Source organism: Rhizobium sp. AP16, from assembly GCF_000281735.1.
GTDB lineage: Bacteria > Pseudomonadota > Alphaproteobacteria > Rhizobiales > Rhizobiaceae > Rhizobium > Rhizobium rhizogenes.
This window is the reverse complement of record NZ_AJVM01000074.1, coordinates 72,725-97,956: the sequence shown is the minus strand read 5'-3', so window position 1 is coordinate 97,956 and position 25,232 is coordinate 72,725. Positions and strand designations below refer to the sequence as shown.

At 60.5% G+C, this 25,232-nt stretch carries 24 protein-coding genes; 8 read left to right on the top strand and 16 right to left on the bottom strand.

All coding sequences use genetic code 11. The features are described from left to right. Positions 1-21: 21 nt before the first annotated feature. From PMI03_RS25510 to PMI03_RS25465, 10 genes are all read right to left on the bottom strand, one after another. Positions 22-1,032 (bottom strand): zinc-dependent alcohol dehydrogenase family protein, encoded by a 1,011-nt coding sequence (locus PMI03_RS25510; protein WP_007700438.1) that lies wholly within the window; start codon positions 1,030-1,032, stop codon positions 22-24. 42 nt (positions 1,033-1,074) lie between these two features. After that, a complete protein-coding gene (locus PMI03_RS25505; RefSeq protein WP_007700435.1) occupies positions 1,075-1,845 on the bottom strand; it encodes an L-iditol 2-dehydrogenase in 771 nt (256 codons plus the stop codon). 64 nt (positions 1,846-1,909) lie between these two features. Then, complete coding sequence (locus tag PMI03_RS25500; protein ID WP_007700433.1) at positions 1,910-2,968, bottom strand: carbohydrate kinase family protein; 1,059 nt, start codon at positions 2,966-2,968, stop codon at positions 1,910-1,912. Then, on the bottom strand, positions 2,968-3,639 hold the full coding sequence (locus PMI03_RS25495) for a D-lyxose/D-mannose family sugar isomerase (RefSeq protein ID WP_007700430.1): 672 nt from the start codon (positions 3,637-3,639) through the stop codon (positions 2,968-2,970). The genes PMI03_RS25500 and PMI03_RS25495 overlap by 1 nt, the downstream gene beginning before the upstream one ends. Beyond that, complete coding sequence (locus PMI03_RS25490) at positions 3,636-4,793, bottom strand: Gfo/Idh/MocA family protein (protein ID WP_007700427.1); 1,158 nt, start codon at positions 4,791-4,793, stop codon at positions 3,636-3,638. The genes PMI03_RS25495 and PMI03_RS25490 overlap by 4 nt, the downstream gene beginning before the upstream one ends. A gap of 22 nt (positions 4,794-4,815) precedes the next feature. Then, positions 4,816-5,640, bottom strand: coding sequence for a class I fructose-bisphosphate aldolase (locus PMI03_RS25485; protein ID WP_007700425.1), 825 nt, complete (start codon positions 5,638-5,640; stop codon positions 4,816-4,818). A gap of 205 nt (positions 5,641-5,845) precedes the next feature. Then, the gene (locus PMI03_RS25480; protein WP_007700422.1) at positions 5,846-6,802 is read right to left on the bottom strand and encodes a sugar-binding transcriptional regulator; all 957 of its coding nucleotides are present in this window, start codon (positions 6,800-6,802) and stop codon (positions 5,846-5,848) included. Between the two features lie 21 nt (positions 6,803-6,823). After that, a complete protein-coding gene (locus tag PMI03_RS25475; protein ID WP_007700419.1) occupies positions 6,824-8,290 on the bottom strand; it encodes an FGGY family carbohydrate kinase in 1,467 nt (488 codons plus the stop codon). A 65-nt stretch (positions 8,291-8,355) separates the two neighbouring features. Beyond that, on the bottom strand, positions 8,356-9,312 hold the full coding sequence (locus tag PMI03_RS25470; RefSeq protein ID WP_007700417.1) for a transketolase family protein: 957 nt from the start codon (positions 9,310-9,312) through the stop codon (positions 8,356-8,358). Next, positions 9,312-10,121, bottom strand: coding sequence for a transketolase (locus tag PMI03_RS25465; RefSeq protein WP_007700414.1), 810 nt, complete (start codon positions 10,119-10,121; stop codon positions 9,312-9,314). The genes PMI03_RS25470 and PMI03_RS25465 overlap by 1 nt, the downstream gene beginning before the upstream one ends. A gap of 223 nt (positions 10,122-10,344) precedes the next feature. Here PMI03_RS25465 and PMI03_RS25460 point away from each other — a divergent pair, with 223 nt between their 5' ends. The 6 genes from PMI03_RS25460 to PMI03_RS25435 all read left to right on the top strand — a co-directional run bounded on the left by PMI03_RS25460 (position 10,345) and on the right by PMI03_RS25435 (position 16,273). Then, on the top strand, positions 10,345-11,325 hold the full coding sequence (locus PMI03_RS25460) for an ABC transporter permease (protein ID WP_007700411.1): 981 nt from the start codon (positions 10,345-10,347) through the stop codon (positions 11,323-11,325). A 117-nt stretch (positions 11,326-11,442) separates the two neighbouring features. Continuing rightward, a complete protein-coding gene (locus tag PMI03_RS25455; protein ID WP_007700405.1) occupies positions 11,443-12,372 on the top strand; it encodes a sugar ABC transporter substrate-binding protein in 930 nt (309 codons plus the stop codon). A gap of 22 nt (positions 12,373-12,394) precedes the next feature. Further along, positions 12,395-13,873, top strand: coding sequence for a sugar ABC transporter ATP-binding protein (locus PMI03_RS25450; RefSeq protein WP_007700402.1), 1,479 nt, complete (start codon positions 12,395-12,397; stop codon positions 13,871-13,873). Positions 13,874-13,896: 23 nt separating this feature from the next. Then, positions 13,897-14,685, top strand: a complete 789-nt coding sequence (locus tag PMI03_RS25445) for an SDR family oxidoreductase (protein ID WP_007700398.1) — start codon at positions 13,897-13,899, stop codon at positions 14,683-14,685. A 5-nt stretch (positions 14,686-14,690) separates the two neighbouring features. Next, a complete protein-coding gene (gene tpiA, locus PMI03_RS25440; RefSeq protein WP_039974693.1) occupies positions 14,691-15,437 on the top strand; it encodes a triose-phosphate isomerase in 747 nt (248 codons plus the stop codon). A 53-nt stretch (positions 15,438-15,490) separates the two neighbouring features. Further along, positions 15,491-16,273, top strand: a complete 783-nt coding sequence (locus PMI03_RS25435) for a glucose 1-dehydrogenase (RefSeq protein WP_007700392.1) — start codon at positions 15,491-15,493, stop codon at positions 16,271-16,273. Between the two features lie 106 nt (positions 16,274-16,379). Here the strand turns inward: PMI03_RS25435 and PMI03_RS25430 are convergent, their stop codons facing one another. The 6 genes from PMI03_RS25430 to PMI03_RS25405 form a co-directional block, all read right to left on the bottom strand. Further along, the gene (locus PMI03_RS25430; protein WP_007700390.1) at positions 16,380-17,321 is read right to left on the bottom strand and encodes a sugar phosphate isomerase/epimerase; all 942 of its coding nucleotides are present in this window, start codon (positions 17,319-17,321) and stop codon (positions 16,380-16,382) included. A 74-nt stretch (positions 17,322-17,395) separates the two neighbouring features. Then, a complete protein-coding gene (locus PMI03_RS25425) occupies positions 17,396-18,568 on the bottom strand; it encodes a Gfo/Idh/MocA family protein (protein ID WP_007700388.1) in 1,173 nt (390 codons plus the stop codon). A 136-nt stretch (positions 18,569-18,704) separates the two neighbouring features. Continuing rightward, complete coding sequence (locus PMI03_RS25420) at positions 18,705-19,610, bottom strand: sugar phosphate isomerase/epimerase family protein (RefSeq protein WP_007700386.1); 906 nt, start codon at positions 19,608-19,610, stop codon at positions 18,705-18,707. Between the two features lie 104 nt (positions 19,611-19,714). Beyond that, positions 19,715-20,503, bottom strand: coding sequence for an ATP-binding cassette domain-containing protein (locus tag PMI03_RS25415; RefSeq protein ID WP_007700383.1), 789 nt, complete (start codon positions 20,501-20,503; stop codon positions 19,715-19,717). Between the two features lies 1 nt (position 20,504). Next, positions 20,505-21,512 carry an ABC transporter permease gene (locus PMI03_RS25410; protein ID WP_007700380.1) on the bottom strand — a complete coding sequence of 336 codons (1,008 nt, stop codon included), beginning with the start codon at positions 21,510-21,512 and terminating at the stop codon, positions 20,505-20,507. A gap of 116 nt (positions 21,513-21,628) precedes the next feature. After that, positions 21,629-22,612, bottom strand: coding sequence for a substrate-binding domain-containing protein (locus PMI03_RS25405; protein WP_007700376.1), 984 nt, complete (start codon positions 22,610-22,612; stop codon positions 21,629-21,631). A gap of 156 nt (positions 22,613-22,768) precedes the next feature. On the opposite strand from PMI03_RS25405, the gene PMI03_RS25400 reads away from it, so the two are divergent. Together PMI03_RS25400 and PMI03_RS25395 are read left to right on the top strand one after the other, a co-directional pair. Further along, entirely contained in the window at positions 22,769-23,806 is a 1,038-nt protein-coding gene (locus PMI03_RS25400; RefSeq protein WP_007700372.1) for a LacI family DNA-binding transcriptional regulator, read from the top strand. Between the two features lie 362 nt (positions 23,807-24,168). Next, on the top strand, positions 24,169-25,197 hold the full coding sequence (locus PMI03_RS25395) for an NADP-dependent oxidoreductase (RefSeq protein ID WP_007700371.1): 1,029 nt from the start codon (positions 24,169-24,171) through the stop codon (positions 25,195-25,197). The last annotated feature ends 35 nt before the right edge of the window (positions 25,198-25,232 follow it).

Genomic DNA, 25,232 nt, shown 5'->3' with positions numbered 1-25,232 from the left:
GGGCCGGGTCCATGGCATGCTCTAGGGTCGGACGATGACCTTGATTTCGCCTGGCAATGGCGCGCCGCCCACCACGCCGGCGACGTCTTCGAGACCGATGGTCCTGGTCACCAGCATATCCAGCTCCAACACCCCGCTCGCGACCATGGCCGCAGCACGCGAATGGGTGAACGGATTGAGATAGGCCGGCCTTATGTCGACCTCGTTGACGAGCAGGTCGAACGGCAGGACGGGCACCTCGACACCCGCGGGCGTCACGCCGAAAAGCACGAAGATGCCGCCGCGCCGCGCCATCCTCAGGCCAGTCTGCATGGTTTCGGGAACGCCGGCGCACTCTATGACGACATCCGCGCCGCCGTGGGTGACATCTCGAACAGCGGCAACCGCGTCCGAAGCTGTCGGGTCGAAGGCATGCGACGCTCCAAGATGCAGCGCGGTCTGGCGTCTTGAGAGCTGCCGCGTGATCAGGATCACCTCGCTCGCCCCGGTCAAACGTGCCAATTGCACCATGAGCAGGCCGATCACGCCCCCTCCCAGGATCACGACACTGTCACCCGCACGGATCTCGGCCTTGTCGATGGCATGAAGGCAGCAGGCAAGCGGCTCGCAGAAAGCGCCATGCACGGGATCGAGATCGGCGGGCAGTGTGAATGCCTGCCGGTGCGGCACCGCCACATAGTCGGCAAACCCGCCATCCCGTGTCACGCCGATTGCAGTCAAACCCTCGCACAGATTCGGCCGCCCGCGCGTGCAGGCATGACAGCGGCAGCAGGCGATGTTGGGATCGACAGTGACAAGCTCGCCGCCGGCAAAGCCTATGACGTCATCTCCTATCTCTTCCACGATGCCACTGAATTCATGACCCATCGTCACCGGGATCGCAGTCGGATACTCCCCCTTGTACATGTGACGATCGGAACCGCAGATGCCGGCTGCAAGGACGCGAACAAGCAGTTCGCCCCGCCCGGCAACCGGTTTCTCGACGCTGCGCATGGTCATGAACCCGATCGATTCCAAACGGACAGCTTTCATTTTTCTCCTCCTCCTCGCTGATGAACCCGCATTGCAGAATGATCAGCTCATGACGTTGCCGCCATCGACATTGTAGCACTGCGCGACGATGTATGCCGCATCCGGCCCGGCCAGGAAGGCAGCCATGGCAGCCTGCTCATCGGCCATACCAAATCGTCCGGCTGGAACAGCGGCGGCCACACGGCGCTTCACGTCGCCCGGCTGCAAACCCTCCCTGCTACCGAGTTTCGCATCGACGACATCCCACATCGGCGTGTCGACAACACCTGGAGCGATGGCATTCACGTTGATCCCGTACCGGATCAATTCCAGAGCGCAGCTTTGGGTGATGCTGATGACGGCCGCCTTGGAAGCGCAATAGGCCACGGCCGGTCCCTCGCCACGACGGCCAGCCTGAGACGAGAAGTTGATGATACGCCCGCCCTGACCGCGCTCCACCATATGCCGGGCAACCGCCTGCGTCATGAAGATCAGGCCTTCGACATTGACAGCAAAGACCTTGGCGGTGCGCTCGCGCGATATCTCCAGAATGGATTGCACCTCATAAACGCCGGCTGCGTTGACCAGGATATCGATCTGACCGGCGGCCTTTATCGAGAAGTCCACGGCAGCATCGATGCTGTCCTGGCTGGTCACGTCGAGCGCCACACCCCAGGCACCGGAGCCGATCGCCTCCGCGACCCCTCGGCATCGTTCGCCATCCAGATCCGCCGCGATAACCCTGGCGCCTTCGGCCGCGAAGCGCTCGCAGACTGCCTTGCCGATACCGCTTGCGCCTCCCGTGACCAATGCCACCTTTCCGTATAGCTTCATGTCTACTCCTCCACTTGCTTGGATCATGACCGGAACTGCCTTCTCCCAAGGGGACCCCGACGGGCTAACCGGATACCGGAGTCGTCTCCTTCGTATCCTCCAAAAGGACCACCATGTCGGGGATGCCGTCGGTGGCCGTCGCGCCGCCTAAGCAACGCGCGGCCGCACCATGGGCGACAGCGCAGATATGCTCGATAGGCCAGTTCTCATGCAGGCCGTAGAGCACGGCGGCGCAAAAGGCATCGCCGGCACCGACCGTGCTAACGATATCGCTCGGATCGACGGGCCGCGAACGTATGACGACGGGCAACGCGCCGGGCGCAAACCAGAAGCAGATCTCCGGGGCATGGATGACCGCCCCTTTGGCGACGCCCGCTGCAAGCAGGCGTTCGCCCGCTGTCAGAAGCTCGGCCTCGATCAGGTCTCCCTTCGCGTCGCGAACGGTAACACCCGTTGCTCGGCCCGCTTCCATCTCGTTGATAACAAGGAAATCGCAATATGGCAGCGCAGCGCCGACCTTGGCCGCGAATTCCGTGTCTTCGCTTGATACGAAATCCACGCAGGTCGTCAAACCCGCGCCCTGCGCGGCCTCCAGCAGACGCGACGCTCCCGAACGGCCATCTGCATCAAGCCGGTCAAGACTGGGCAACAGCATCAGATAACCGAGATAGAACAGCCTGTAGCCGGCATTCGCAAAGGTGGCTGGGGAGACGAGCCCATCCGTGACCGCATCATTGGCGCCGCCATGATAGAAAAAGGTGCGGTTCTGGCCCGGCACGTTCATGACATGCGTATGCGCCGTCGCACGGTCGGCAAGCACGGTCAACCCGTCGACATCGATACCAGCAGCGACCAGGCGTGACTTGACGATCTCCCCGTCAATATCCGCGCCAATGCATCCCGCTGCCGCCAGCTTTCCGGGAAAGCCGAGCGAGGCAAGATCGGTGACGACATTGGCCGCCCCGCCGCCCACGCCCAGATCCTGGTGCAGGATATGGGCGAGATTACCCTGTTCGGGCCAATAGGACAGGGTATGGACGCGATCGACAATGAAATTGCCGGCGCAAACGATGCCGCCCGTCTTCTGCTTTTCGCTGCCGCGACCCTCCTCCCCGGTCCGCATCAGCCACCTGCCTCGTTCCATAGGGGTCTGAGAGGCGGTTCGTCCTCCTCGATGGCGGCAAAGCGCCCGATCGGCTCCAGAAAGAAGTTGTCGTTGTTGTCGTCATTGACCTGACTGACCTCGCCAACGAGAACCGGGCCGCCGCCCTTCCTTCCGTAGAAGCGATGGTAAAGCCCGGTATGGATCGTCACGCTCTGACCGGGGGACAGAACCAGCGGTTCCCATGCGGCGAGCCTAAACGGCAGCCCGTCGACCGGAACGGTCACGTCATCCCTCGTTACATTGCCATCCGCGTCGGTCGCGGAGAATTCGATGATGAGATCACCGCCGGCACGGTTGATGATGTCCTCCATCTTCGCCGCATGGCGATGCGTCGGCGTGACCTGACCTTCCTCGACGAAAAGCAGTTTTTCGGCATAGGTACGCTCGCCCTCGACCCCGACGATGCCGTTGCGCAGGCAGAACAGCACGAGGCCGCATTCGGCAAACCGGCCCGAGCCGAAATCGGTGACGTCCCAGCCCAACTGATGGGCACGCAGATAGCTTGCCGCCTGTGGATTGGCGGCAAAATCCGCCGTCGTCCAATATCCCCAGTCCGGCAAGGACCAGTGCCAGCGTTCAAGGGTTTCGCTTGCCTGCCGAAGGGCCGCATTGATCTCGGAGCGCTTCATCGGATCGCTGCTCCGTCATACTCAACCGGCACCACGACGTCCTCGCGACCGGATTTGAGCGCCGCCGTCAGCACAGCATGATGCGCCTGTGCCTCGGCCGGCGTCGCGCAGCCGAAACCATTTGCATTCCCGCCAGCAAGTTCGTCGACGAAGGCCGCCCACATCTGCTGGATGGCATCGGCAAAGCCGAACTCAAAAATCTTGCCGGTGATCGCCGGAAACAGCGAGCCATAGCCGAGATCCTCGGTGCTCCATGCCTGCGTTCCGCCGCTATAGTCCATCCACTGCCATTGGCGCGGCGACTTGGTGCTGAAGAAAGCGCTCTTCTTCATGCCAAGGATGCGAATGTACCAGGTGTTGGATTCGCCGGGCGCGATGCGCCAGGTTTTCAGCACCATGGGAAAATCCTGATCCGCCGTGCGTACCCGGCTACTGATCGTGGCATTGTCCCAGGTGGTGCAGGGCAGCATGCCGCCCTTGCCGTCGGGACGCTCGGTGACCTTTTTGACCAGTTGCGCATGCAGCGTGGTCGGGCGCCAGCCGAGACGCAACGGTACATGCAGGACATGCATGCCGAGATCGCCCATGCAGCCATAGTCGCCGTTGATCTCGGCCATGCGCTTCCAGTTGATCGGCTTTTGCCGGTCAATATCCGAGGAATGCAGGAAGCCCGCCTCGACCTCGAGGATATCCCCCATCTCACCGCTCTCCGCGAGCGCGATGACCTTCTGCGCACCCGGGAAGAACGGCATTTCCGACGAGCACCGGACCAGAAGCTCGGGATGCCCGGCAAGAACCGTCATGATCTCGCAGTTCTGGGCAGCGTCCATGCCGAAAGGCTTCTCGCCGAGCAGATGCTTTCCGGCCTTCAGGATGTCGATATAGAGCTGCTGGTGCAGCACATGCGGCACGGCGCAATAGATTGCGTCGATCTCCGGATTGGCCAGAAGCTCCTTATAGTCGGCGCTAAACTGCCGCACGCTCGGCACATGATCCCTGAACCAGTCGAGCAGCGTCGCATTGGTGTCGCAGACCGCGACAATCTCCGGCCGCGCCTTCACATCGGCCAGATGCAGCCAGCGCGCCGCCGCACTGGCGAATTCGCGCCCCATCAAGCCGCAGCCGATAACGCCGAAACGGAATACTTTTGTCATGTCTCCTCCTCCCAAAGGTGCGTCAGGCGAGATGCCGCGAAGCTTGTTCGACGGTAGCGTTTTCATGGACGATCGCCATCAAGGCGCGCGTCATACCGCCAGGATTGTTGTGCTGGATGACATTGCGGCCATAGACGATGCCGCGCGCACCTTGCTCCATCAACTGCTTGGTGCGGCTGAGGATTTCCTGATCCGAAACGCGGCCGCCGCCACGCACCAGGACCGGAAGCCCCTGCGCGATCTCGATGACGCGATGATATTCCTCGACATTGTCGCACGGGTCGGCCTTGATGATGTCGGCGCCGAGTTCAGCCGCTTGACGCACCAGCGGCAGGATCTTGTCGATCGCGCCGTCGACCATATAGGCACCCTTGGAATTGTCCTGCATGACCAGCGGCTCGACCATCAGCGGCATGCCGTAGATCTCACATTCACGCTTGAGGCTGCTCACGTTGCGCACACAGGCGCGATAGACTTCGGGCTGGTCCGGCAGCATCAGGAGATTGACGACGACGCAGGCGGCGTCCAGCGCCACGCCCTGCTCCACCGCCCTGTCGATCATTTCGGAAAACAACGCGGAGGGCAGCGGATTACCGTAGATGTTAGCAATGTCGGTACGCAGCACCAGCGCCGGACGCTGCTTGCCCGGAATGGCCTGCAGCAGAGGCGCCGTGCCCGGCGGAAGCTGGATGGCATCCGGTGCTGCATCCGCGATCACCTTGATGGCCGTCTTCATGTCCTCGATGCCGGACAGGAAAGTTCTCTCATTGAACATGCCGTGATCGATGGCGACGTCGAAGCAATTTCCGGACACGCCAAAAAGGCGGTTGAGCCGCGCGGATTTCATGAAGTTCCTCCCGATATGGTAACGTTTCCACATCGATACTAAGCGACGGATATGGCGAGTCAAGACGAATGTGGTATCGTTTCCACATTCACCCATTTCCAAGTCTGAACCTATTGGGGCTCGATGACAAAGGCTGTCGGATTGAGGGGTTTGACGGCCCTGATGCGAGAGCGTGGCTCAATTCAAAGGATAATAGCGACCAGCGCTAATCCAAATCGATGAGACGCTGAGCCGTAAACTTGTCCGTCACCAGCGTATCGATGACACCGACACGCAGCGCTCCCGCGATTGCGGCAGTCTTCTTTTCTCCGCCTGCGAGCGCGACGACACGATCGACCTTCTCAAGCTCTTCCAGCGAAATCCCGATGACGCGTTCGTCGAGCGGCGTTTTTACCGTATTGCCCTTCAGATCGAAGAACCGGAGCGAAATATCGCCGACGGCACCGGCATCGGCCAGGTCGGCCAGCTCGCGCGACGAAAAGATATTTCCGGAGCGCGCCAGCAGCTCGGACGGCTCGACGGCGCCGATCCCGACGATGGCGAGGCTGATTGCGCCAAAAAGGTCGATGGTCTCGCGAACGAACGGATCCGCCATCATCAGAAGCTTCGCTTCCCGAGAGCTTGTGACGCCCTGTACGGTCAAAAGCTTCGGCTCTCCACCCGTCAGCCGGGCCAATCTCGTCGTCAACTGCGTGGCGTGGGTCTGCACCGACGGATCGCCCATGCCACCCAGCGTTTGCACGATGTATTTCGCCTGAGCGCTCTTCTGGGGATGAATGTTTTCCACCATCTTGAAGATGGTCTGGCTCCAGCTCGAAACGCCGATGATTTCGCCCTGCGCCAGCGTCACTTCCAAAAGATGCGCGGCCGCTTCCCCGATCCGCTCCATGATCGCACCATCGCGGTCCTCCGAACATTCCACAACGATGGCTTCGGGAAGATTGAAGCGTTCGCGAAGAGCACCTTCCATGTCGGCATAGGTGCCGGCAGGCGGGATGACTGTGGTTCGAACGATATCTTCGGCTTCCGCGCGCTTGAGCATGCGCGAGACAGTTGCCTGCGATAGTCGCAGATGCTGAGCAATGTCCGCCTGACGTTTATGCTCGATATGGTACATCTGCGCTACGCGGGAAATCAGCCGAAGTTCGTTGATGCGTCCCATATTTTCCCCAGCCGTGAATTTTTATTCACCATTAGCGGGCGGCGGGCCGAACGTCGAGCGGGCAATGGCATCGCTCCACGTATTAAGTTTCTCCGACGAAATAATCGCTTGCGGTCTTATGACCGTATTGCTGCGCGGCAGACGCGCAATAGCCTCCAGATCCGGCCACATGCCGAGCGACAGACCAGCCAGATAGGCCGCTCCCAAGGCTGATGCCTCCGGGGCTTCGCATTGAATGACCGAATGCTGCAACAGGTCCGCAACACACTGCATCAGAAACGTATTCTTACTGGGGCCGCCATCGACATAAAGCGCACCGATCGTCCCACCATTTTGGCTTTGCATCGCCGCAAAGACATCATGAACCTGAAAGGCAATCGAGTCCGTCACGGCCCTGGCCATCTGCGCGCGTGTCGTGTTGAAGCCGATCTGAGAGAACAGGGCACGCGCATCGGAATTCCAATGAGGCGCGCCAAGGCCGACGAAGGCCGGCACGAAGCCGGGACCGCCGGGTTCCGCGGTTGACGCCAACTCGATCAATGCGGCAACATCCGGCAGTCCAAGCACATCCGTCATCCATGGCAGGCTGGCGGCCGAGACGAGGATGTTTCCCTCGAAGGCAAATGTCGGTTTGCCGGCAACGCGCCAGGCGACCGTGGTGGTAATCCCGTTGCTCGGGGCGATGAAACCCGGCAGCGTGGTCATGACGGATGATCCGGTTCCGAACGTCACCTTTCCATCGCCGGCTTTGTAGGCTCCATGCCCGAAAAGAGCAGCGTGGCTGTCGCCGATTGCCGCACGGATTGGTGTGCCATCGCGCACGCCAGGCACATTCGCAGTCGTTCCGAAATCCCCGGAACTGTCCAGCACCTCCGGCAATACCGGTTTGGCGACGCCGAACAAGTCGCAAAGCTCGTCGCTCCATTGCTGCGACTTAAGGTCGAAAAGCTGGCTTCGCGCGGCGTTGGAAGCATCGCATACATGCCGCCTGCCACCGGACAGGCGGTGGATCAGCCAGCTGTCCACGGTGCCGACCCGGATCGAACGGCCTGCCGGGGCACGATCAAGCAGCCACTTCACCTTCGAGCCCGGAAACATCGGGTCGATGGGAAGACCGGTGATCTGCTCGACCCGATGCGAATGACCGCCCTCGATCAACCTTGCACAATCCGGCGCCGTCCGGCGGCACTGCCAGCTGACGACGGGGCCGAGAGCCTCTCCAGTTTCACCGTCCCAGATCGTCACCGACTCCCGCTGGTTGGAAACGGCCACAGCTTCGATTGTGACCTGCGGTGCCGCCTCGATGCAGAGGCGCACGGCTTCGCAGACGGATTGCCAGATCCGGTTGGGATCCTGCTCGACCCAGCCGGATTGAGGATAGCTGATGCCGACCGGAGCAGCGCCACGCGAGATCAGCTCGCCTGTCTCCGATACCAAAATGGCCTTGGAGTTGGTGGTACCCTGATCGATTGCCAGGATGGCGCGCATGAAAGTCTTCTCCACATCAATATCGGCGCATGAACGCTGCTTCGAAAGCCGCTAGGAGCGCTTGCTCACTTCCGCTTCAACAGGGCAAGCGTCGCCTCTGCGATAGCATTCGGAGCCATACCGAACTCATCCAGCAGAAATTCGGCAGAGCCGGTCGGCGCATAGACGCCCGGGACACCCAGACGCTTCATGGGCACCGGCGCATTGTCGACCACGACCTCGGCGACGGCTGAGCCGAGACCACCGTAGATCGAATGCTCTTCAGCGGTTACGATCGCGCCGGTTTCCCTTGCGGCGGCGATAATCGCATCTTCATCGATGGGACGCACCGTTGCCATATTGAGCACGCGCGCGTCGACACCCTGCCTTGCCAATATATCCGCCGCTTTCAACATGCGATGCGTCAGCGTTCCATTGGCGATCAGCGTCACGTCTCCACCATCCCGAAGGAGGTTTGCCCGGCCGGGCACGAACTTATGACCCTCAGGAAGGAGATCCGGCACGCCGACACGCGACAGACGAAGGAAGCAGGGGCCGGCATAGCTCGCGGCCCATTCGATCGCTGCGGCCGTCTCTATCCGATCGCATGGTGCGATAACGGGCAAATTGGGCAGAACGCGGGTCCAGGCGAAGTCCTCGATGGAATGATGCGTGGGGCCGAGTTCACCGTAAGCCATGCCTGACGAAATGCCGATCAGCTTGACGTTGGCATTCGAGTAGGAAATGTCGGCCTTGATCTGTTCCAGGGCACGGCCGGTCAGGAAGCAGGATGCGGCGCAGACGAAGGGGATGCGTCCACCATTGGCAAGTCCCGCGCTAACGCCGACCATGTTCTGCTCGGCGATACCGACGTTGATCAAGCGCTCCGGAAACTTCGACTTGAAGCCGCCAAGCTTCGAGGAGCCGACCGAGTCATTGCAGACGGCGACGATCGTCTGATCGGCCGATGCCAGCGCTTCCAGGGTCGCGGCGAACGCATCGCGGCAGTCGTGCAAAGCGGTAGTTGAGATGGGCGCGTCCATTAAAGTGCCTCCGACAGTTCTGCGACTGCGAGTTCGTACTGTTCCTTGTTTGGCACCTTGTGATGCCAGTCGACCCGGTCCTGCATGAACGAAATGCCGTGGCCCTTGTTGGTGTGGGCGACGATGCAATGCGGGCGGGCGCCCCGATGCTGAAGTGCCGGAACGATTTCCGCCATTTCATTGCCATTGATCTCACTGACCTCCCAGCCGAATGCTTCGAGCTTCGGCCGCAATGGCGCTACATTGTTGGTATCGGCAAGGGCAGCACCCTGCTGGAACCGATTGTGGTCGATGATCAGCGTCAGGTTATCCAGCCCGAACTGGGACGCCGCCATGATCGCTTCCCAGTTCGATCCTTCCTGCATCTCGCCATCGCCGGTCATGACGTAGGTGTGGTAGCCCGCAGAGGTAAGCTTGCCGGCTTTTGCGATACCGATGGCGACCGGAAGGCCATGTCCAAGCGGACCGGTATTGGTCTCGACACCGGGAACCTTGTTGCAATTCGGGTGTCCGTTAAGACGCGAGTACGGCTGCAGGAAGGTCGAGATCTCGTCCTCGGGGAAGAAACCGCGCTTCGCCAGGGTAATGTAGAGGGCGCATGCGGTGTGTCCCTTTGAGAGAACGAACCGGTCCCGGTCAGGATGCTTCGCGTTATCCGGATAGATCTTCAACACATGAAAATAGAGCGCGGTGAGGATATCGATCGCCGACATCTCCCCGCCAATATGACCCGCGCCCGCCGCATATACCGCTTCCAGATCGCGCAGACGTATCTGACGCGCGATGCGCTCAAGTTCCTTCCACTGCATGACGCTTCCTTTATGCATAAATATTCACTATCACATATTTTTGCATAAACTGCGTTCTAGTCAAGCCAATTTCTGAATATAACCCTGCACGACCTCGGGGATCGGCGCCTACAGGCCTATTGACACGACCAGAAAGAGGCGGTAGTGCATTTTTCAACACTTGTGAATAATTATTCTATTGCGAGGATTAAATCTCGCATTCAGCGAATGGGTGGGAGGAACAATGTCCGCACTCGGTGTTCAAGAGCCGGCTCAACAGTCCAGGAATTCGCTGGCATGGCTCGGCGGAGCGACAGGCCCCCTGATTGGACTGCTGCTACTCTGCGCATTCCTAAGCGTTGCGACCGATACGTTTCTTTCGACGCGGAACGCATTGAACATTCTCGACCAGATTACCGTTCTCGGCATCATGTCCGTCGGAATGACCTTCGTTATTCTCATCGGAGGCATCGATCTGTCGGTTGGATCGGTGCTCGCTTTGTCGATGATGATCATGGGATGGGTTGCAAACGTCGCCGGGCTGCCGATGGCGGTCGCCGTTCCCCTGGCACTCCTTGCCTCAGCATTGAGCGGCCTGATTGTCGGCGTGATGGTGACGAGTTTCCGCGTTCCAGCCTTCATTGCAACGCTTGCGATGATGTCGGTCGCGCGTGGCGTGGCCAATATGATTACCGATGGCCAGCAGATCGTCGGCTTCCCGGATTGGTTCACGATGCTGGCGATCGACCGGCATTTCGGCGTGCTGACGGCCACCGTCTTCGTGATGCTCGCCATCGTCCTCGTCGCCTGGCTCTTCCTGCATTTTCGCTCGGAAGGCCGCATGCTCTACGCCGTCGGCGGAAGCCCGGAGGTTGCCCGCCTGGCCGGCATCAATGTGGCGCTCGTGACGATCGGCGTTTACGTCGTTTGCGCAATACTTGCCGGCCTGGCGGGGATTGTCCTTGCCGCTCGCCTCGATGCCGTCCAGCCCTCCAGCGGCTTCGGCTATGAGCTCGACACCATCGCGGCAGTCGTCATCGGCGGCACCTCGCTTTCGGGCGGAGCCGGAGGCATCGGCGGCACCTTGATCGGTGTGCTCATCATCGGCGTGCTGCGCAACGGTCTCAATTTGCTGAATGTCTCCCCCTTCCTGCAGCAGGTCATTATCGGCGTGGTCATCGTGCTCGCCGTCGGCGCTGAAACGCTCCGCCGCAAGAAGAGATGATGTAAGCGGCCAATTGGGCCGCGCATTCGAGAATTCCTCTCCTGGCGATTGGAGAGGATCAAAAGCCCAGGGGCGGAGGAAACACCCAGGGGCAAGGTCAAACCCAAGGAGGAACTGATGAAACTTTCCCGCATTCTACTGACGACAGCTGCCGCCCTCGCCCTTTCATTCGGATCGGTGCAGGCCAAGGAAGTTAAGAAGCTCGGCCTCGCGGTCGCCAACCTTCAGGCAAACTTCTTCAACCAGATCAAGCAGGCGGTTGAAGCCGAGGCCAAGACCCGTGGCATCACGGTCGTTACCGTCGATGCGAAGGGCGATGGCCCGACGCAGGTGAACCAGATCCAGGATCTTCTCACCCAGAACATCGATGCGCTGATCTACATCCCGGCGGGCGCCGCGGCAGCGACCATTCCCGTGAAACTCGCACACCAGGCAGACGTTCCGGTCATCAACGTGGACCGCAACGCCGATGGCGCTCCGGGCGACACCTTCCTGGCGACCGACTCCGTCGCCTCGGCCAATGCCGTGTGCAAGCACATCATCGAAAAGGCCGGCGGCAAGGGCAACATGGTGATCATCCACGGCCAAAAGGGCACGACCCCGGAAGTCGATCGCACCAAAGGCTGCATGGACGCCGTCAAGGCAAACCCGGGTGTGAAGATCGTTGCAGAGCAGTGGTCCAACATGTGGAGCCAGGATGAGGGCTTCCAGATCATGCAGAACATGCTCCAGGCACATCCTGATGTTTCCATCGTGTTTGCACAGGCAGACGGTCTGGCATTAGGCGCGGCGCAGGCCATCAAGGTCGGCAACCCGTCGCAGAAGATCGTCGTTGGTGGCTTTGACGGTGACACCGCCGCTCTTGAGGCCCTCAAGAACGGCGTTTTCGACGTCACCGCAACACAGCAGACGCAGAAAATGGGTCGCGCGGCCGTGGATATGGCCGTCAAGATCGTTGGTGGCGAGAAGGTGCCGCCTGTTCAGCTGATGGATGCGACGCTCACCACGAAAGAAAACGTGGAAGGCTTTATCGCCAACCATCCATAAATTCAGGCTCGGGAGTGGTGATATGACGAAACCGGTTCTCTCTCTTCGGGGCATCTCGAAGCGCTATGGCCCGCTTGAGGTCCTCAAGAACGTCAGCCTCGACGTTTACCCCGGAGAGGTTGTCGCCCTCCTCGGTGAAAACGGCGCCGGCAAGTCGACCTTGTCGGGCATCATCGCCGGATCACGCACTCCTTCTGAGGGCACAATGACATGGCAGGGGCAGCCTTACGCCCCTGCCTCCCCCCGCGAGGCAATCGACAAGGGCGTCGTGCTGATCCATCAGGAGCTTCAGCTCCTGCCGGAACTGACGATTGCCGAGAACGTCTTCATCGGTCGTTGGCCAATGAAGAACGGGATCGTGGATCGTGCGCAGATGGTCAAGCGCGCCCAGGAGCAACTGTCGCGCTTGAACCTGCACATTCCCGCCACGAGGAAAGTCGCGGGCCTTTCGACGGCAAATCAACAGCTGATCGAAATTGCAAAGGCCCTGGCGCTGGATGCAAAACTGCTGATCCTCGATGAACCCACAGCCGCGCTCGGCGGCGCGGAAACCGAGGCTCTCTTTCAACAGGTTCGCAAGCTGCGCTCCGAAGGGGTCGGGATCATCTACATCTCGCACCGAATGGACGAAATCAAACGGATCACGGATCGCATCGTCGTCCTGCGTGATGGCGAGCGGGTCCAGGAATTCGCCGATAGCGCAACACCGGTTCGCACCATCGTCGAAAGCATGGTCGGGCGGTCGCTCGACAGACTGTTCCCCGCCTTGCCGGCTCCACAGGAGCGGCCGGTCCTCAAGGTCGAGGGCCTGACCGCCGTTGACGGCTCGTTCAGGGATGTGAGCTTCGAGGTTCGGGCCGGTGAGATTTTCGGGATAGCAGGGCTTGTCGGCGCCGGTCGAACAGAATTGGTGCGCGCGATTTCCGGCGCCGATGCGCTGAAGGCAGGCGTGATTCATCTCAATGGAGAACAGCTGGCGCTGCGCAGCCCGGCCGACGCGATCGCAAGGGGCATCGTGATGGTGCCGGAGGATCGGAAGCTCCAGGGCCTCGTCGTCAGCCATCGGATCGGCGAAAATCTTGTCTACGCCAACCTGGACCGGTTCGGCCGCCGGTGGATCACGCCTTCGATGAAGCGTGACTTTGCGAGGAAAGCCATCTCGACCTTCGGGATCAAGGGGCGCGGCGAGCAGCTGGCATCGGACCTTTCCGGCGGAAACCAGCAGAAAATCGTGATCGCCAAATGGCTGATGCGCGACCCCAAGGTCGTCGTTCTCGACGAGCCGACGCGCGGCATCGACGTTGGCGCGCGCGCCGGCATCTACGACATCATCGTGGGTCTGGCAAAACGCGGCGTCGCCGTCATCGTCGTCAGCTCCGATCTTGAGGAAGTGCTTGGCGTTTCGAACCGGATTCTCGTGCTTGCGCAAGGCAAACAGGCGGGCATTCTGGATCGCGACCAGGCGAACGACGTCTCCATTATGGAATTGGCTACAATCTAAAACGAATGAAGAAAGGAAGAGCGATGCCTGACATCACTCTGAATGCGCCGAAGCTTTTCGATCTCGCCGGGCAGATTGCCTTTGTCACAGGTGCCGGCAGCGGTATCGGACAACGCATCGCGATCGGTCTTGCACAATGCGGCGCAGACGTCGCTCTCCTCGATCGCAGGGACGATGACGGCCTGGCCACGACGGCAGGATTTATCCGTCAGGCCGGTCGCCGGTCGATCCAGATTGCGGCCGATGTGACGAACAAGGCATCGCTTGCCGAGGCGGTCGAGCGGACGGAAGCCGAACTTGGCCATCTGTCGCTGGCGGTGAATGCGGCCGGCATTGCGAATGCCAATCCTGCGGAGGAGATGGAAGAAGACCAGTACCAGACCCTGATGGACATCAACCTCAAGGGTGTGTTCCTCTCCTGCCAGGCGGAAGCGCGCTCCATGCTCAAACATGGCAAGGGTTCCATCGTCAACATCGCCTCCATGTCCGGCGTCATCGTCAATCGCGGCCTTAACCAGTGCCACTATAACGCCTCCAAGGCGGGCGTGATCCACATGTCGAAATCCATGGCGATGGAGTGGGTCGGACGCGGCATCCGCGTCAATACGATTTCGCCCGGCTATACGGCCACACCGATGAACACCCGACCGGAGATGATCCACCAGACGAAGCTTTTCGAAGAGCAGACCCCGATGCAGCGCATGGCAGCCGTCGACGAGATGGTCGGCCCTGCCGTGTTTCTGCTCTCGGATGCCGCAAGCTTCGTAACCGGCGTCGACCTGTTGGTTGACGGCGGATTCTGCGCCTGGTGATCGTGATGCCCCGCAAATTGATCGCTGGAAACTGGAAGATGAATGGATTGGTCTCGGATCTGTCCGAGATCACGGCAATCGCGGCGGCAGCCGAGGGTGCCGCCGCCGAAGCTGTCGTTTGCCCGCCCGCTACACTGATCGACAGGGCGGCGGCCATCTCCAAGGGAAACAAACTGCGTATTGGCGGGCAGGATTGCCACCCCAATTCCTCCGGCGCGCATACGGGTGACGTTTCGGCCCAGATGCTCGCCGATATCGGCGCAACATATGTGATCCTCGGTCATTCCGAGCGCCGGGCGGACCACGGCGAGACCAGCGCAATGGTTGCTGCAAAGGCATCGGCTGCCTGTCGCGCCGGGCTTAACGCCATCATCTGCGTGGGTGAAACCGAGAGCGAGAGGGCCAGCGGCGCCACATTGGCTGTCGTCGAAGAACAGCTTCAGTCCTCACTTCCCGATGGGGCAAGTGCGACAAACACGACCATTGCCTATGAACCCGTGTGGGCAATCGGAACCGGGCGAGTACCCACGGAAGAAGAGATCGCCGAGGTTCACGCCGCCTTGCGCGCAGCGCTTTCCAGAAGATTTGGATCCGAGGCGAATGACATCCGTTTGCTCTATGGCGGCTCGGTGAAGCCGGCTAATGCTCGCCCGATCTTCTCAATTCCGGGAGTCGATGGCGCACTTGTCGGCGGCGCGTCGCTCAAGGCATCAGACTTCATATCAATCCTGTCCGCCGCGTCCGGATCGTAAGCGAAAAGCGGCCGCCGACGGGATCATGCGGACAATGAAAGGGAGGAGTTTCCATGCATCGCTTCGAAAATAAGACGGTCGTCGTCACCGGCGCGAGCCGGGGGATCGGTGCGGCCATCGCAAAACGGTTCGCGCGTGAAGGCGCGAATGTGCTTGTCTCGGCGAATGAAGAGACTGTCCATTCTGTTGCGGATGACATCAGAAGCTATGGCGGGCGCGCGGCCTCCTTCGTCGGCGACGTCACGGACAAAGCCAGCGTCATCGCTCTCTTTGACACCGCAGAACGTGAATTCGGCTCCGTCGATGTCTCCATCCAGAATGCCGGTGTCATCACGATATCGCGCGTCGAGAACCTGGCCGAAGCGGACTGGGACAAGGTGATGGCGGTGAACACAAAGGGCGTGTTCCTATGCGCGCAGGAGGCAATCGCGCGCATGCGCAAGCATCGCCGTGGCGGCCGCATCATCAACACCGCATCAGGTCAGGCGCGAGACGGCTTCATCTACACGCCTCACTATGCAGCCTCGAAGATGGGGGTCGTCGGGATCACCCAAAGCCTGGCCAAGGAAGTCGCGGTCGAGAACATCACCGTCAATGCCTTCTGCCCCGGGATCATCGAGACCGATATGTGGGCTTACAACGATCAGGCCTGGGGCAAGCTGCTCGGCAACTACGGCCCCGGCGAGCTCATGAAGGAATGGGTTGACGGCATACCGATGAAACGGGCCGGCTCCGGCGAAGATGTCGCCGGGCTCGTGACCTTCCTCGCCAGCGACGATGCCGCTTATATCACCGGCCAGACGATCAACGTCGACGGCGGCTTGATCATGTCGTGAGTGCGTTCACTGGGCATTTCTTGACACTCCATGAGAACTACCCCGCGCTGCCGGCGCGGGGTATGCCGGGCAAGCGCGGGCAATAGCCTGCCCGCGCCAAGATCTTTCAGCGGCTGATCGTCGCTTTCAGCGCATCGATGGATGACTGGATACCGGCCTCCGTGGACATGGTGAAATCTTCCATCTCGAGGCTGACCCAGTCGTTGTAGCCGACCATCCGCACGACCGAGAAGAACTCCTTCCACCATTGCAGGTCGTGGCCTGCCCCGACGGCGACATAATTCCATGTGCGGTTTGCCACATCGGTCACGTCTTTCAGTTCCAGCAGGCCGTTGACGTCGGCGAGCCCGCGTTCGATACGCGTGTCCTTGCCGTGGCAATGATGGATCGCACTCCCGAGTGCACGCGCCGATGCGATCGGATCAGCACCCATCCACATCAGGTGCGATGGATCGAGGTTCATGCCCACCTTCGGGCCGACCTCGTTGCGCAGGCGGAACAGAGTTTCGGGATTCCACACCAGCATCGCCGAGAAGTTTTCGAGCGCGATTTTCTCGACGCCTGTTTCATCCGCAAGCCTCACGAGATCATGCCACAATGGGAAGGCGCGCTCCTCCCACTGGTAGCGGTCGCGCTCCGGCATCTCGTTGGGCCAGCTTTTGGTGTAGACGAGCCAGTTGGGCACCATGTCGCCGGGTGCTGCCTCCGGCAGACCGGACATGGTGACGATTTTCTTCACCCCGATCTCGCCGGCAAGACGAAAGGTCTCTTCCATTTCCTTGCGGTGACGCTTGCCCATGTCGCCTGGATCAAGCGGATTGGCCGAGCAGTTCAGGGCGGCGATCTCCAGGCCACGAGCCTCGATTTCCCTAAGCTTGGTCCTGAGAATGCCCTTGTCCGCCAGAAGTTCGTCAGCGCGGAAATGCGGAGCGCCGGACCAACCACCACCGGTCATTTCAACGCCTTCGACGCCAAGTTCCACGCATTTGTCCAGCATGTCCGTGAAGGACAGATTTCCCATCACGTCGGTGCAGATTGAAAGTCTCATCAGTTCATCTTTCCTGAAAAGAGGTATCGAGGCGCGCCGGGGGAGTAGGAGGAAACCGGCGCGCCTCTCCCGGGTTATTCGAAGCGGACCCAGACGGAGCCTGCGTCTGCGGATCGCACGCAGTTTTCCAGCCAGCGCACGCCGTCGGTGCCCGCCTTGATGCCCGGATAGTGATGACCCTTGAGGAAGGCGCCGTCGCCGCGCTTCTTCGCGTCGATGGCCTGCGCGATCCAGAGATAGATGTTCGACCAGCTGTCGCCGAGACCTTCTGTGTGCAGGGCGCCCATGCGCTCATAGCACAGGCTCTCGTCTTCAAGGTACGGCATCCCGTGGTGAAGCACCTGCGGCGGCTGTCCCTGCACCTCGTAGATCAACTCGTTGGGTTGGGTGTCGGTCCATTCGACCGAGGCCTTGGATCCGACGAAACGGAACCTCTGGCTGGCCATGGAACCGGCATTGACCGACGACACCCAGAGACGGCCGACCGCACCATTGTCGTAGTGCGACAGCACATAGGCATTGTCCTCAAGCGGCGCACGCGATCTGATGAACGACTGGCGGTCGCAGAGGAGTTTTTCGATCTTCATATGCGGCAGCACGATCTGCGACATGTAGTAGATATGCGTTCCGATATCGCCGAGAACGAAGGTCGGACCCGATGTTGCCGGATTGATGCGCCACTTCTGCGCGTCGGATGCATTGGCATCGTCGCCGGAGCTGAAGCCGTGCGTATACTGCATGTCGACGATGCGGATGTCGCCGAGGATCCCCTTCTTAACCATCGCCGCCATCTGATGAAGCAGCGGATGACCGGAGAAACCATAGGTCACGCCGACGATCAGCCCCTTCTCTTCCGCGAGCTTGGCGATCTCGTCGCATTCGGCCACGGTGAAGAACAGCGGCTTTTCACAGATCACATGAAGGCCAGCCTCAAGGCACGCCTTGGTGATCTCGTAGTGGGTGAAGTTGGGCGTGGCGATGGAAACCACTTCCACGCCATCCGGGCGCTGGCTTTCCGCGGCAATCAGGGCCTTGTAGTCGTCATAGCAACGCTCGGGCGCAACACCAAGCTTCACGCCGAAATCGCGGCCCCGTGCGACGTCGAGGTCGAAAGCACCGCAGACGAGCTGGTAGCTGCCATCCCGCAACGCGCCGGTGCGGTGCTTGTAGCCCACCTGCCCCGTGCGGCCGCCGCCAACCATGCCCCACCGAAGAGGACGGTCGATAAGTCTTTCTCCGTTAATCATTTTCGAGCCTTTCAGAATGCTTGTTTGTGGATGTTTGAAAAATGTTCGCTACGGCGCGCGTTCGGGAAAGCCGCTCTCCAATCGACGGACATCCGCTGTCCGATCATGCCCGTTGCGAGAGAGCCGGCTCCAAGGGTCATTTCGCACCCCAGTGCTTGTCGATATATTCCTGCATCTTGCCGCGCATGAACTTGCCGGAATGGTCTGCCCGTTCCTCCCAGGCAAAGACGCAGGCCGTCATGATGCCGTCGAAGCCGATCTCGGCGAGCGTCCCGAAGAAATCGTCCCAGGGCACTTCGCCCTGCCCGATGTCCAGATGCTGGTGGACGCGGGCCATTGAGCCGGGTGGATTGACGATGTAGCGCAGGCCCGAGGATGCCTTGTGATTGAAGGTATCGCCGACATGGACATGAGCAAGGACATCCTTGGCTTCCCGCAGCATCGCCTTGGTGTCGTCACCGAAGTAGAAGGTGTGGGGCGCGCAGTAGAGGAACTTGACGTTCTTCGAATTGACCGTGCGGATGATGTCGAGCGCGGGCTGAAGGGTCTCGCACCAATCTTCCGGATGGGGTTCAACGTGGAGGTTGACGCCTTCCTTCTCGAAGATCGGCACCAGCTCTTCCATCGAGCGCCACCAGGCATCTTCGCACGCCTCGATCATCGAGCCCGTGTGGCAGCAATAGCAGGATCCCTTATCGGGATGGGGTCCGCGACCGAACTCCGAGTTCATGGTGTCGACGCCCAGTTCGACGCAGATCTCGATCGCGCGCTTCCAATGCTTGACCGCCGCCTGCCTTTCGGTCTCGTCGTTCGATGCCCAGCGATACATCGGAAGCAGCGAGGCAATTCCGACATTTGCGTCGGAGAGCGCCTTCTTGAAGGACTTGATGCGGCCAGGAAAAACGCGGGGCGCCTTGAACCACTCGAGGAAGTCCCCTCGCGGGCTCAATTCCATCCATTCATATCCAAGCTCGGCCACCTTTGAGGGCAGCGCATCGAGCGAGAGATGGCGATGCATGAAGGGGTCGATTGCGATTTTCATTTCTGGTCACCCGTCTGAGAGTTGTTTGGCTGGGCCATCCGGACATCGGATGGCGTTGGTTCTGTACCGCCGCGATCCGCAGCGGCACTCGCTTGAAAGAGCCGCTATCCGGCGGAATGGGCCTGGATCTCCGCCTCCAGCTCGGCCATCGCCTCGCCACCGGCCATGAGATCGGTAATCTCCTCGCGGGTCCGTTCGCCCTTACGGAAATCCGCTGCCTTGGCGCCCTTGATCAGCACCGCGAAATGATCGCCGACCGTCATGGCGTGGATGACGTTGTGGGTGATGAAGATCACCGCGAGGCCACGACGGCGCGCTTCGAGCACGATGCGCAGAACGTGCGCCGCCTCCTTGACGCCGAGAGCTGCGGTTGGCTCATCGAGGATCAGGACCCGAGCTCCGAAGTGGACGGCGCGCGCGATCGCCAGCGATTGCCGCTCGCCGCCGGACAGACCGCCGATGAGACGGTCACCGTCATCGATCCGGGTGATGCCGAATTCCCGGACGGCCTTCACGGCAACGTCGTTCGCAGTCTTGCGGTCATAGACCTTGAACGGCCCGAAGCCTTTCGTCGGCTCACGACCCACGAAGAACGAGCGACCGATGCTCATGAGAGGAAAGGTGCCGCCGAACTGGTGGACGGTCGCGATCCCCAAATCCGCCGCCTCGCGCGGGTTGCTGAAGGTGATCGGCTGGCCGTCGAACTTCACAGTGCCCGTTGTCGGCTTGTAGACGCCGGCAAAGGTCTTGATGAGCGTGGACTTGCCCGCGCCGTTGTCCCCGAGAAGACACAACACCTCGCCGGGGTGAACCCTCAATGTGATATCGTAGAGGACATCGATCGGACCGAAAGACTTGTTGACGTTTTCGAGCTCAAGGATCGGGGTTGCCATCTCATAGCCCTCCCTTTTTTCTCTTCGGCGAGTAGGTAAGCGCCATCTGACGGAACGTATTGTTCATGAGAACCGCGACCAGAAGCATCACGCCGATGATCAGGCTCGACCAGTTGCGGTCGAAGGATGTGAAATAGATGCCCTGGTTGACCACGGCGAAGGTGATGGTTCCAAAGAAGATTCCGATCACCGACCCGAAACCTCCCGTCAGCAATACACCGCCGACGACGACCGAGATGATTGCGTTGAAGATGAACGTCATGCCGCCCGACACCTGGGCCGAATTGAACAGGATGGCCTGACACATGCCGACGAACGAGGCACCAGTTGCTGAGAGAACGAAGAGGATCACGGTCAGCTTGGTTGTCGGAATACCGGCATTGCGCGCGCTGATCCTGTCGCCTCCCATGGCGAAAACCCAATTGCCATAGGGCGAATAGTGCATGAAGAAGACGAAGAGCGCGGTGATCGCCAGCCACCACAGGATGATCACCTGAAAGGAGCCGGCCAGGAACTGTCCGAAGACGAATTTGGCCCAGGGAGCCGCCGTCAGCGCCACGCTGGTTGTTCCGGTCACGAGTACCGAAAAGCCGAGCATCAGGCCCTGAACCGCAAAGAGCGTGCCAAGCGTCACGATCAGCGACGGAACGGCCGTTCGCACGACCAGCAGACCGTTGACCAGCCCGACGACGATGCCGAAGGCGATAGAGCCGAGCATCCCGACCCAGATCGGCAGTCCATAATGCCCCGACAGCACGGCGACGATCATGGATCCCGCTGGGATCATCGCACCTATGGAAATGTCGAGTTCGCCGGCGATCATCAGCAGCCCGATCGGCAGTGCGACGATGCCAAGATTGGCGGCGACGTTGAGCCAGCTCGCCGCCCCTGCCGGCTCGAGGAATTTCGTGCTGCCGAAGACGACGAAGAACACGAGGACGCCGATGAGGCCAAGGAAGGCGCCTGCCTCCGGTCGGCGCAGGAGGCTGCCAAATGATAGGTTGTTCATGTACGTTACCCCAGTTTTGGGCGTGACTACGCAAACGCCGGATCAAGGATCCGATCGCTGGACTGAAAGCGTCCGGCCGGCGAAGAGCCCACAGGCCGGACGTCATCGATTGAGGATCAGCGCACGCCCTTGCCGACGCCAGCCAGGGTCGCTTCGATGTTCGAAGCATCGACGATCCCGGGTCCGGTCAGGACCGGGGCGGTCGGAAGGTTCGTGCCGTAATCGATATGGGACGCAAGCAGCGTAACGCCGAGCAGCGACTGCAGGTAGGGCTGCTGGTCGATGGCGAAGGTCTGCGAGCCGTCCTTGATCCTGGCGAGGCCCGAGCCGTTCAGGTCGAAGGTGCCGTGTGCCACCTTGCCGACCTTGCCGGCCTGCTTGATACCGCTGGCGCCCGCATCCGCGTCCGTCGCGCTGATGTTGATGACGCCGTCGATCGTATCGTCCTGAAGCAGCGTCGCCTTGATCGCCTCGGCAATCGCGGTCTGGTCGCCGAAGCTCGTTGCGGGAAGCGGCAGCTGCTTACCCTTGCCGCCCTTGGCGACGATGCCGTCGATAACACCCTTGCAACGGGCTTCCTGATTGGCGGCGCCAGGCACGGTATTGACGCACAGAACGTTCTTGCTTCCCTTGGACGCGAAATATTCGCCGCCTGCCTTGCCGGCCGTGTACTCGTCCGAGCCGACATAATTGATGGCACCAAGTTCGCGTGCCTTGTCGATGCTGCCGGCGTTGATGAGAATGACCTTGATGCCGGCGGCGACGGCGGCCTTGATCGCTTCATCCTCGGCCTCCGGCACCCAATCGGGAACGGCGATACCGTTCACGCCCTGGCTAATGGCCGTCCGCACGAGCTGTGCCGCGTCCGGTCCGAGATTGTCGTAGGTCTGAAGCTGAAGGTAGGTGACGGATCCGCCGTTCTTCCCCACCACGAGAGAGGCATCATCGATCCCCTTCTTGATGCGGCTCCAGAATTCATCGTCGGTCTTGCCGCCAATGACGGCAATATTCGCCGCCATGGCTGAAGACGCGGCGACGACGCCGATTGCGAGTGCAGCACTCGTGAGCAGCCCATGCAGGGCGCGTCGTGAAAATTTCATCTAATTTCCTCCCAGCGATCTCACCGTGGATGTCTCCTTCATCCTTGGCGTCGCGAAAAAGAACTAGCAGACACAGTATCGGCGTGGAATATATCTTGCGCTGAAATGATATTTTTGTATCATTTCGTTTCAACTTGAAATGAGATATTTTAGCTCATGAAAAAGCGTCCCACCATCGCCATGCTGGCCGAACTGTCCGGCGTCAGCATCTCCACCGTGAACCGGATCATGGGAGGATCCGGATCGGTGCGGGCGGAGACGATCCAGAGGGTCCAAAATGCTGCGGAGGAGCTTGGCTTCTATGGGCTTGGCGTCATCGAGGGTCGCAAACAGGAGGCCATTCCGAGCTATCGTTTCGGGTTCCTGCTGCAGCAGTCGACCCGCGATCTCTACCAGCTGTTCGCCGCGAAGATCGTGGAGGCCGCCGCGCGGCGACATAACGAAAAGATCGAGGCTGTGATCGACTTCGTCGACGTGCTCGAGCCCCAGAACATCGCCGACCGGCTCGAAGCGCTCGGGAAGCGCTGCGACGCGACGGCCGTCGTGGCCGGAGACCACCCCCTGATCGGCCAGACAATCCAGTCGCTCAAATCCCGGGGCAAGCCCGTCGTTGCCTATATTACCGACCAGTCCGCCTCGGCGCGCGCAGGCTTCGTGGGTACGGACAACTGGAAACTCGGGCGGACGGCAGCCTGGCTTCTCGCGCAGATGACGCCGGATGCGGGACGCCTCGCAGTGTTCATCGGAAACCATCGCTATCAGTGCCAGGATATATCCGACGCGAGCTTTCGATCCTACATCCGCGAACACGCGCCGCATCTCCAGGTCGACGATAGCCGGCCCACGCACGAGGAACCACAGGAAGCCTATCGCATGGTCAGCGAACTCCTGTCCGAGCTCGATGATCTCCGAGGCGTTTTCATCATTGGCGGCGGCATATCCGGGGTCCTGCGCGCGGTTCGCGAAGCTCCTGAGGAGAAAAGCAGGAATGTCCGCATCATCTGCCGCGACATCGGCCCGGAAACGCGAAAGGGGCTCACCGAAGGCCTGATCACCGCCGCTCTGTGCCATCCACTCGAGCAGACCTCCGACGCTCTGATCGCCACGATGCTCGCCGGCTTGGACAATCGCAGCAGCACGACCATCCTTCAGCGCGTGGTTCCCTTCGAGATCATCACGCCTGAGAGCATCTGAAGCATCGGACCCCATAAGGACCCCAGTCTCCGGAAAAGATCCTTCGAAGATAACAGGTCGTGAACTCACAACATCGTGCAAGCCATCTCTATCCCTAAGCGATTGCTATTGCCTACATAATCCAGATAAATTATGGATTACTCAGACAGATAAACTGCAAACCGGCAGATGCCGGAGATTGCTTTGCGGATAGCCATCTCAAGGCAGCATCATACTCGACAAGGACTGGCGACCCTGCGCCAAGGTCAAATGGGAATGAGGGATGCAGATGCCATCAACTGCCGTTGGGAACCCATGGGCTGCCCCATCTGAAACAAATTCCTGATACCTAAAAGCAAAAATCGACACGAGGAAACATACGCATGGCCAGCCAACCCGTCTCCACCCGCATCGTCCTTGCGTCGCGCCCATCCGGAACACCGACGGCGGCGAACTTCAGGCTTGAGCGGGAGCCTGTCCGGGATCTTGCCGAGGGCGAGGTTCTTCTCCAGATCCTCTATCTTTCCCTTGACCCCTACATGCGCGGGCGCATGGACGATGCCAAGTCCTATGCCAAGCCGGTCGACATCGGCGGCGTGATGGAAGGCGGCACGGTCGCGCGGATCGCACGCAGCCGCAACACGGCGTTCAACCCCGGGGATATCGTCCTCTCGCATTCCGGCTGGCAGAGCTATGCGATTTCCGACGGCACCGCCCTGCGCAAGCTCGACCCGGAGGCAGCACCGATCACGACGGCACTCGGTATTCTCGGAATGACCGGCTTTACCGCCTATGCCGGGCTTCGCAATATCGGCAAACCCAAAGCCGGCGAAACGCTCGTGGTCGCGGCAGCGAGCGGCGCGGTTGGCTCTGCGGTTGGCCAAATGGCGAAGATTTTTGGTGCGCGCGCTGTCGGGATCGCGGGTGGGCCAGAGAAATGCGACTACATACGCGAAGAGCTCGGGTTTGATGCCGCGATAGATCATCATTCGAGCGATTTCCCCGCGCAGCTCGCGGCCGCTTGCCCGAACGGAATCGATGTCTATTTCGAGAATGTCGGCGGCCATGTCTGGAGCGCGGTGTTTCCATTGCTGAACGACTTCGCGCGTGTCCCGGTCTGCGGACTGATCGCGCACTACAACGAAGGCCCTTCCGCCTCAAGCGGACAGGATCAGCTCCCTGCCGTGATGCGCGCAATCCTGCGCAAAAGCCTCACGATACGCGGCTTCATACAACGCGAGTTCACCGACCAGCGTCCCGACTTCTATCGCGAAGCCGGAACATGGATCGCCGAAGGCCGGCTCAAGTACAAGGAAGATATCGTCGACGGACTTGAAAACGCGCCGCAGGCTTTTTTCGGTCTGCTGGAAGGAAGGAATTTCGGAAAGCTGATCGTGCGCGTCGCGCCCTGAGCAGCAATAGACCTTCCGTGGTCGAACATGCCGGT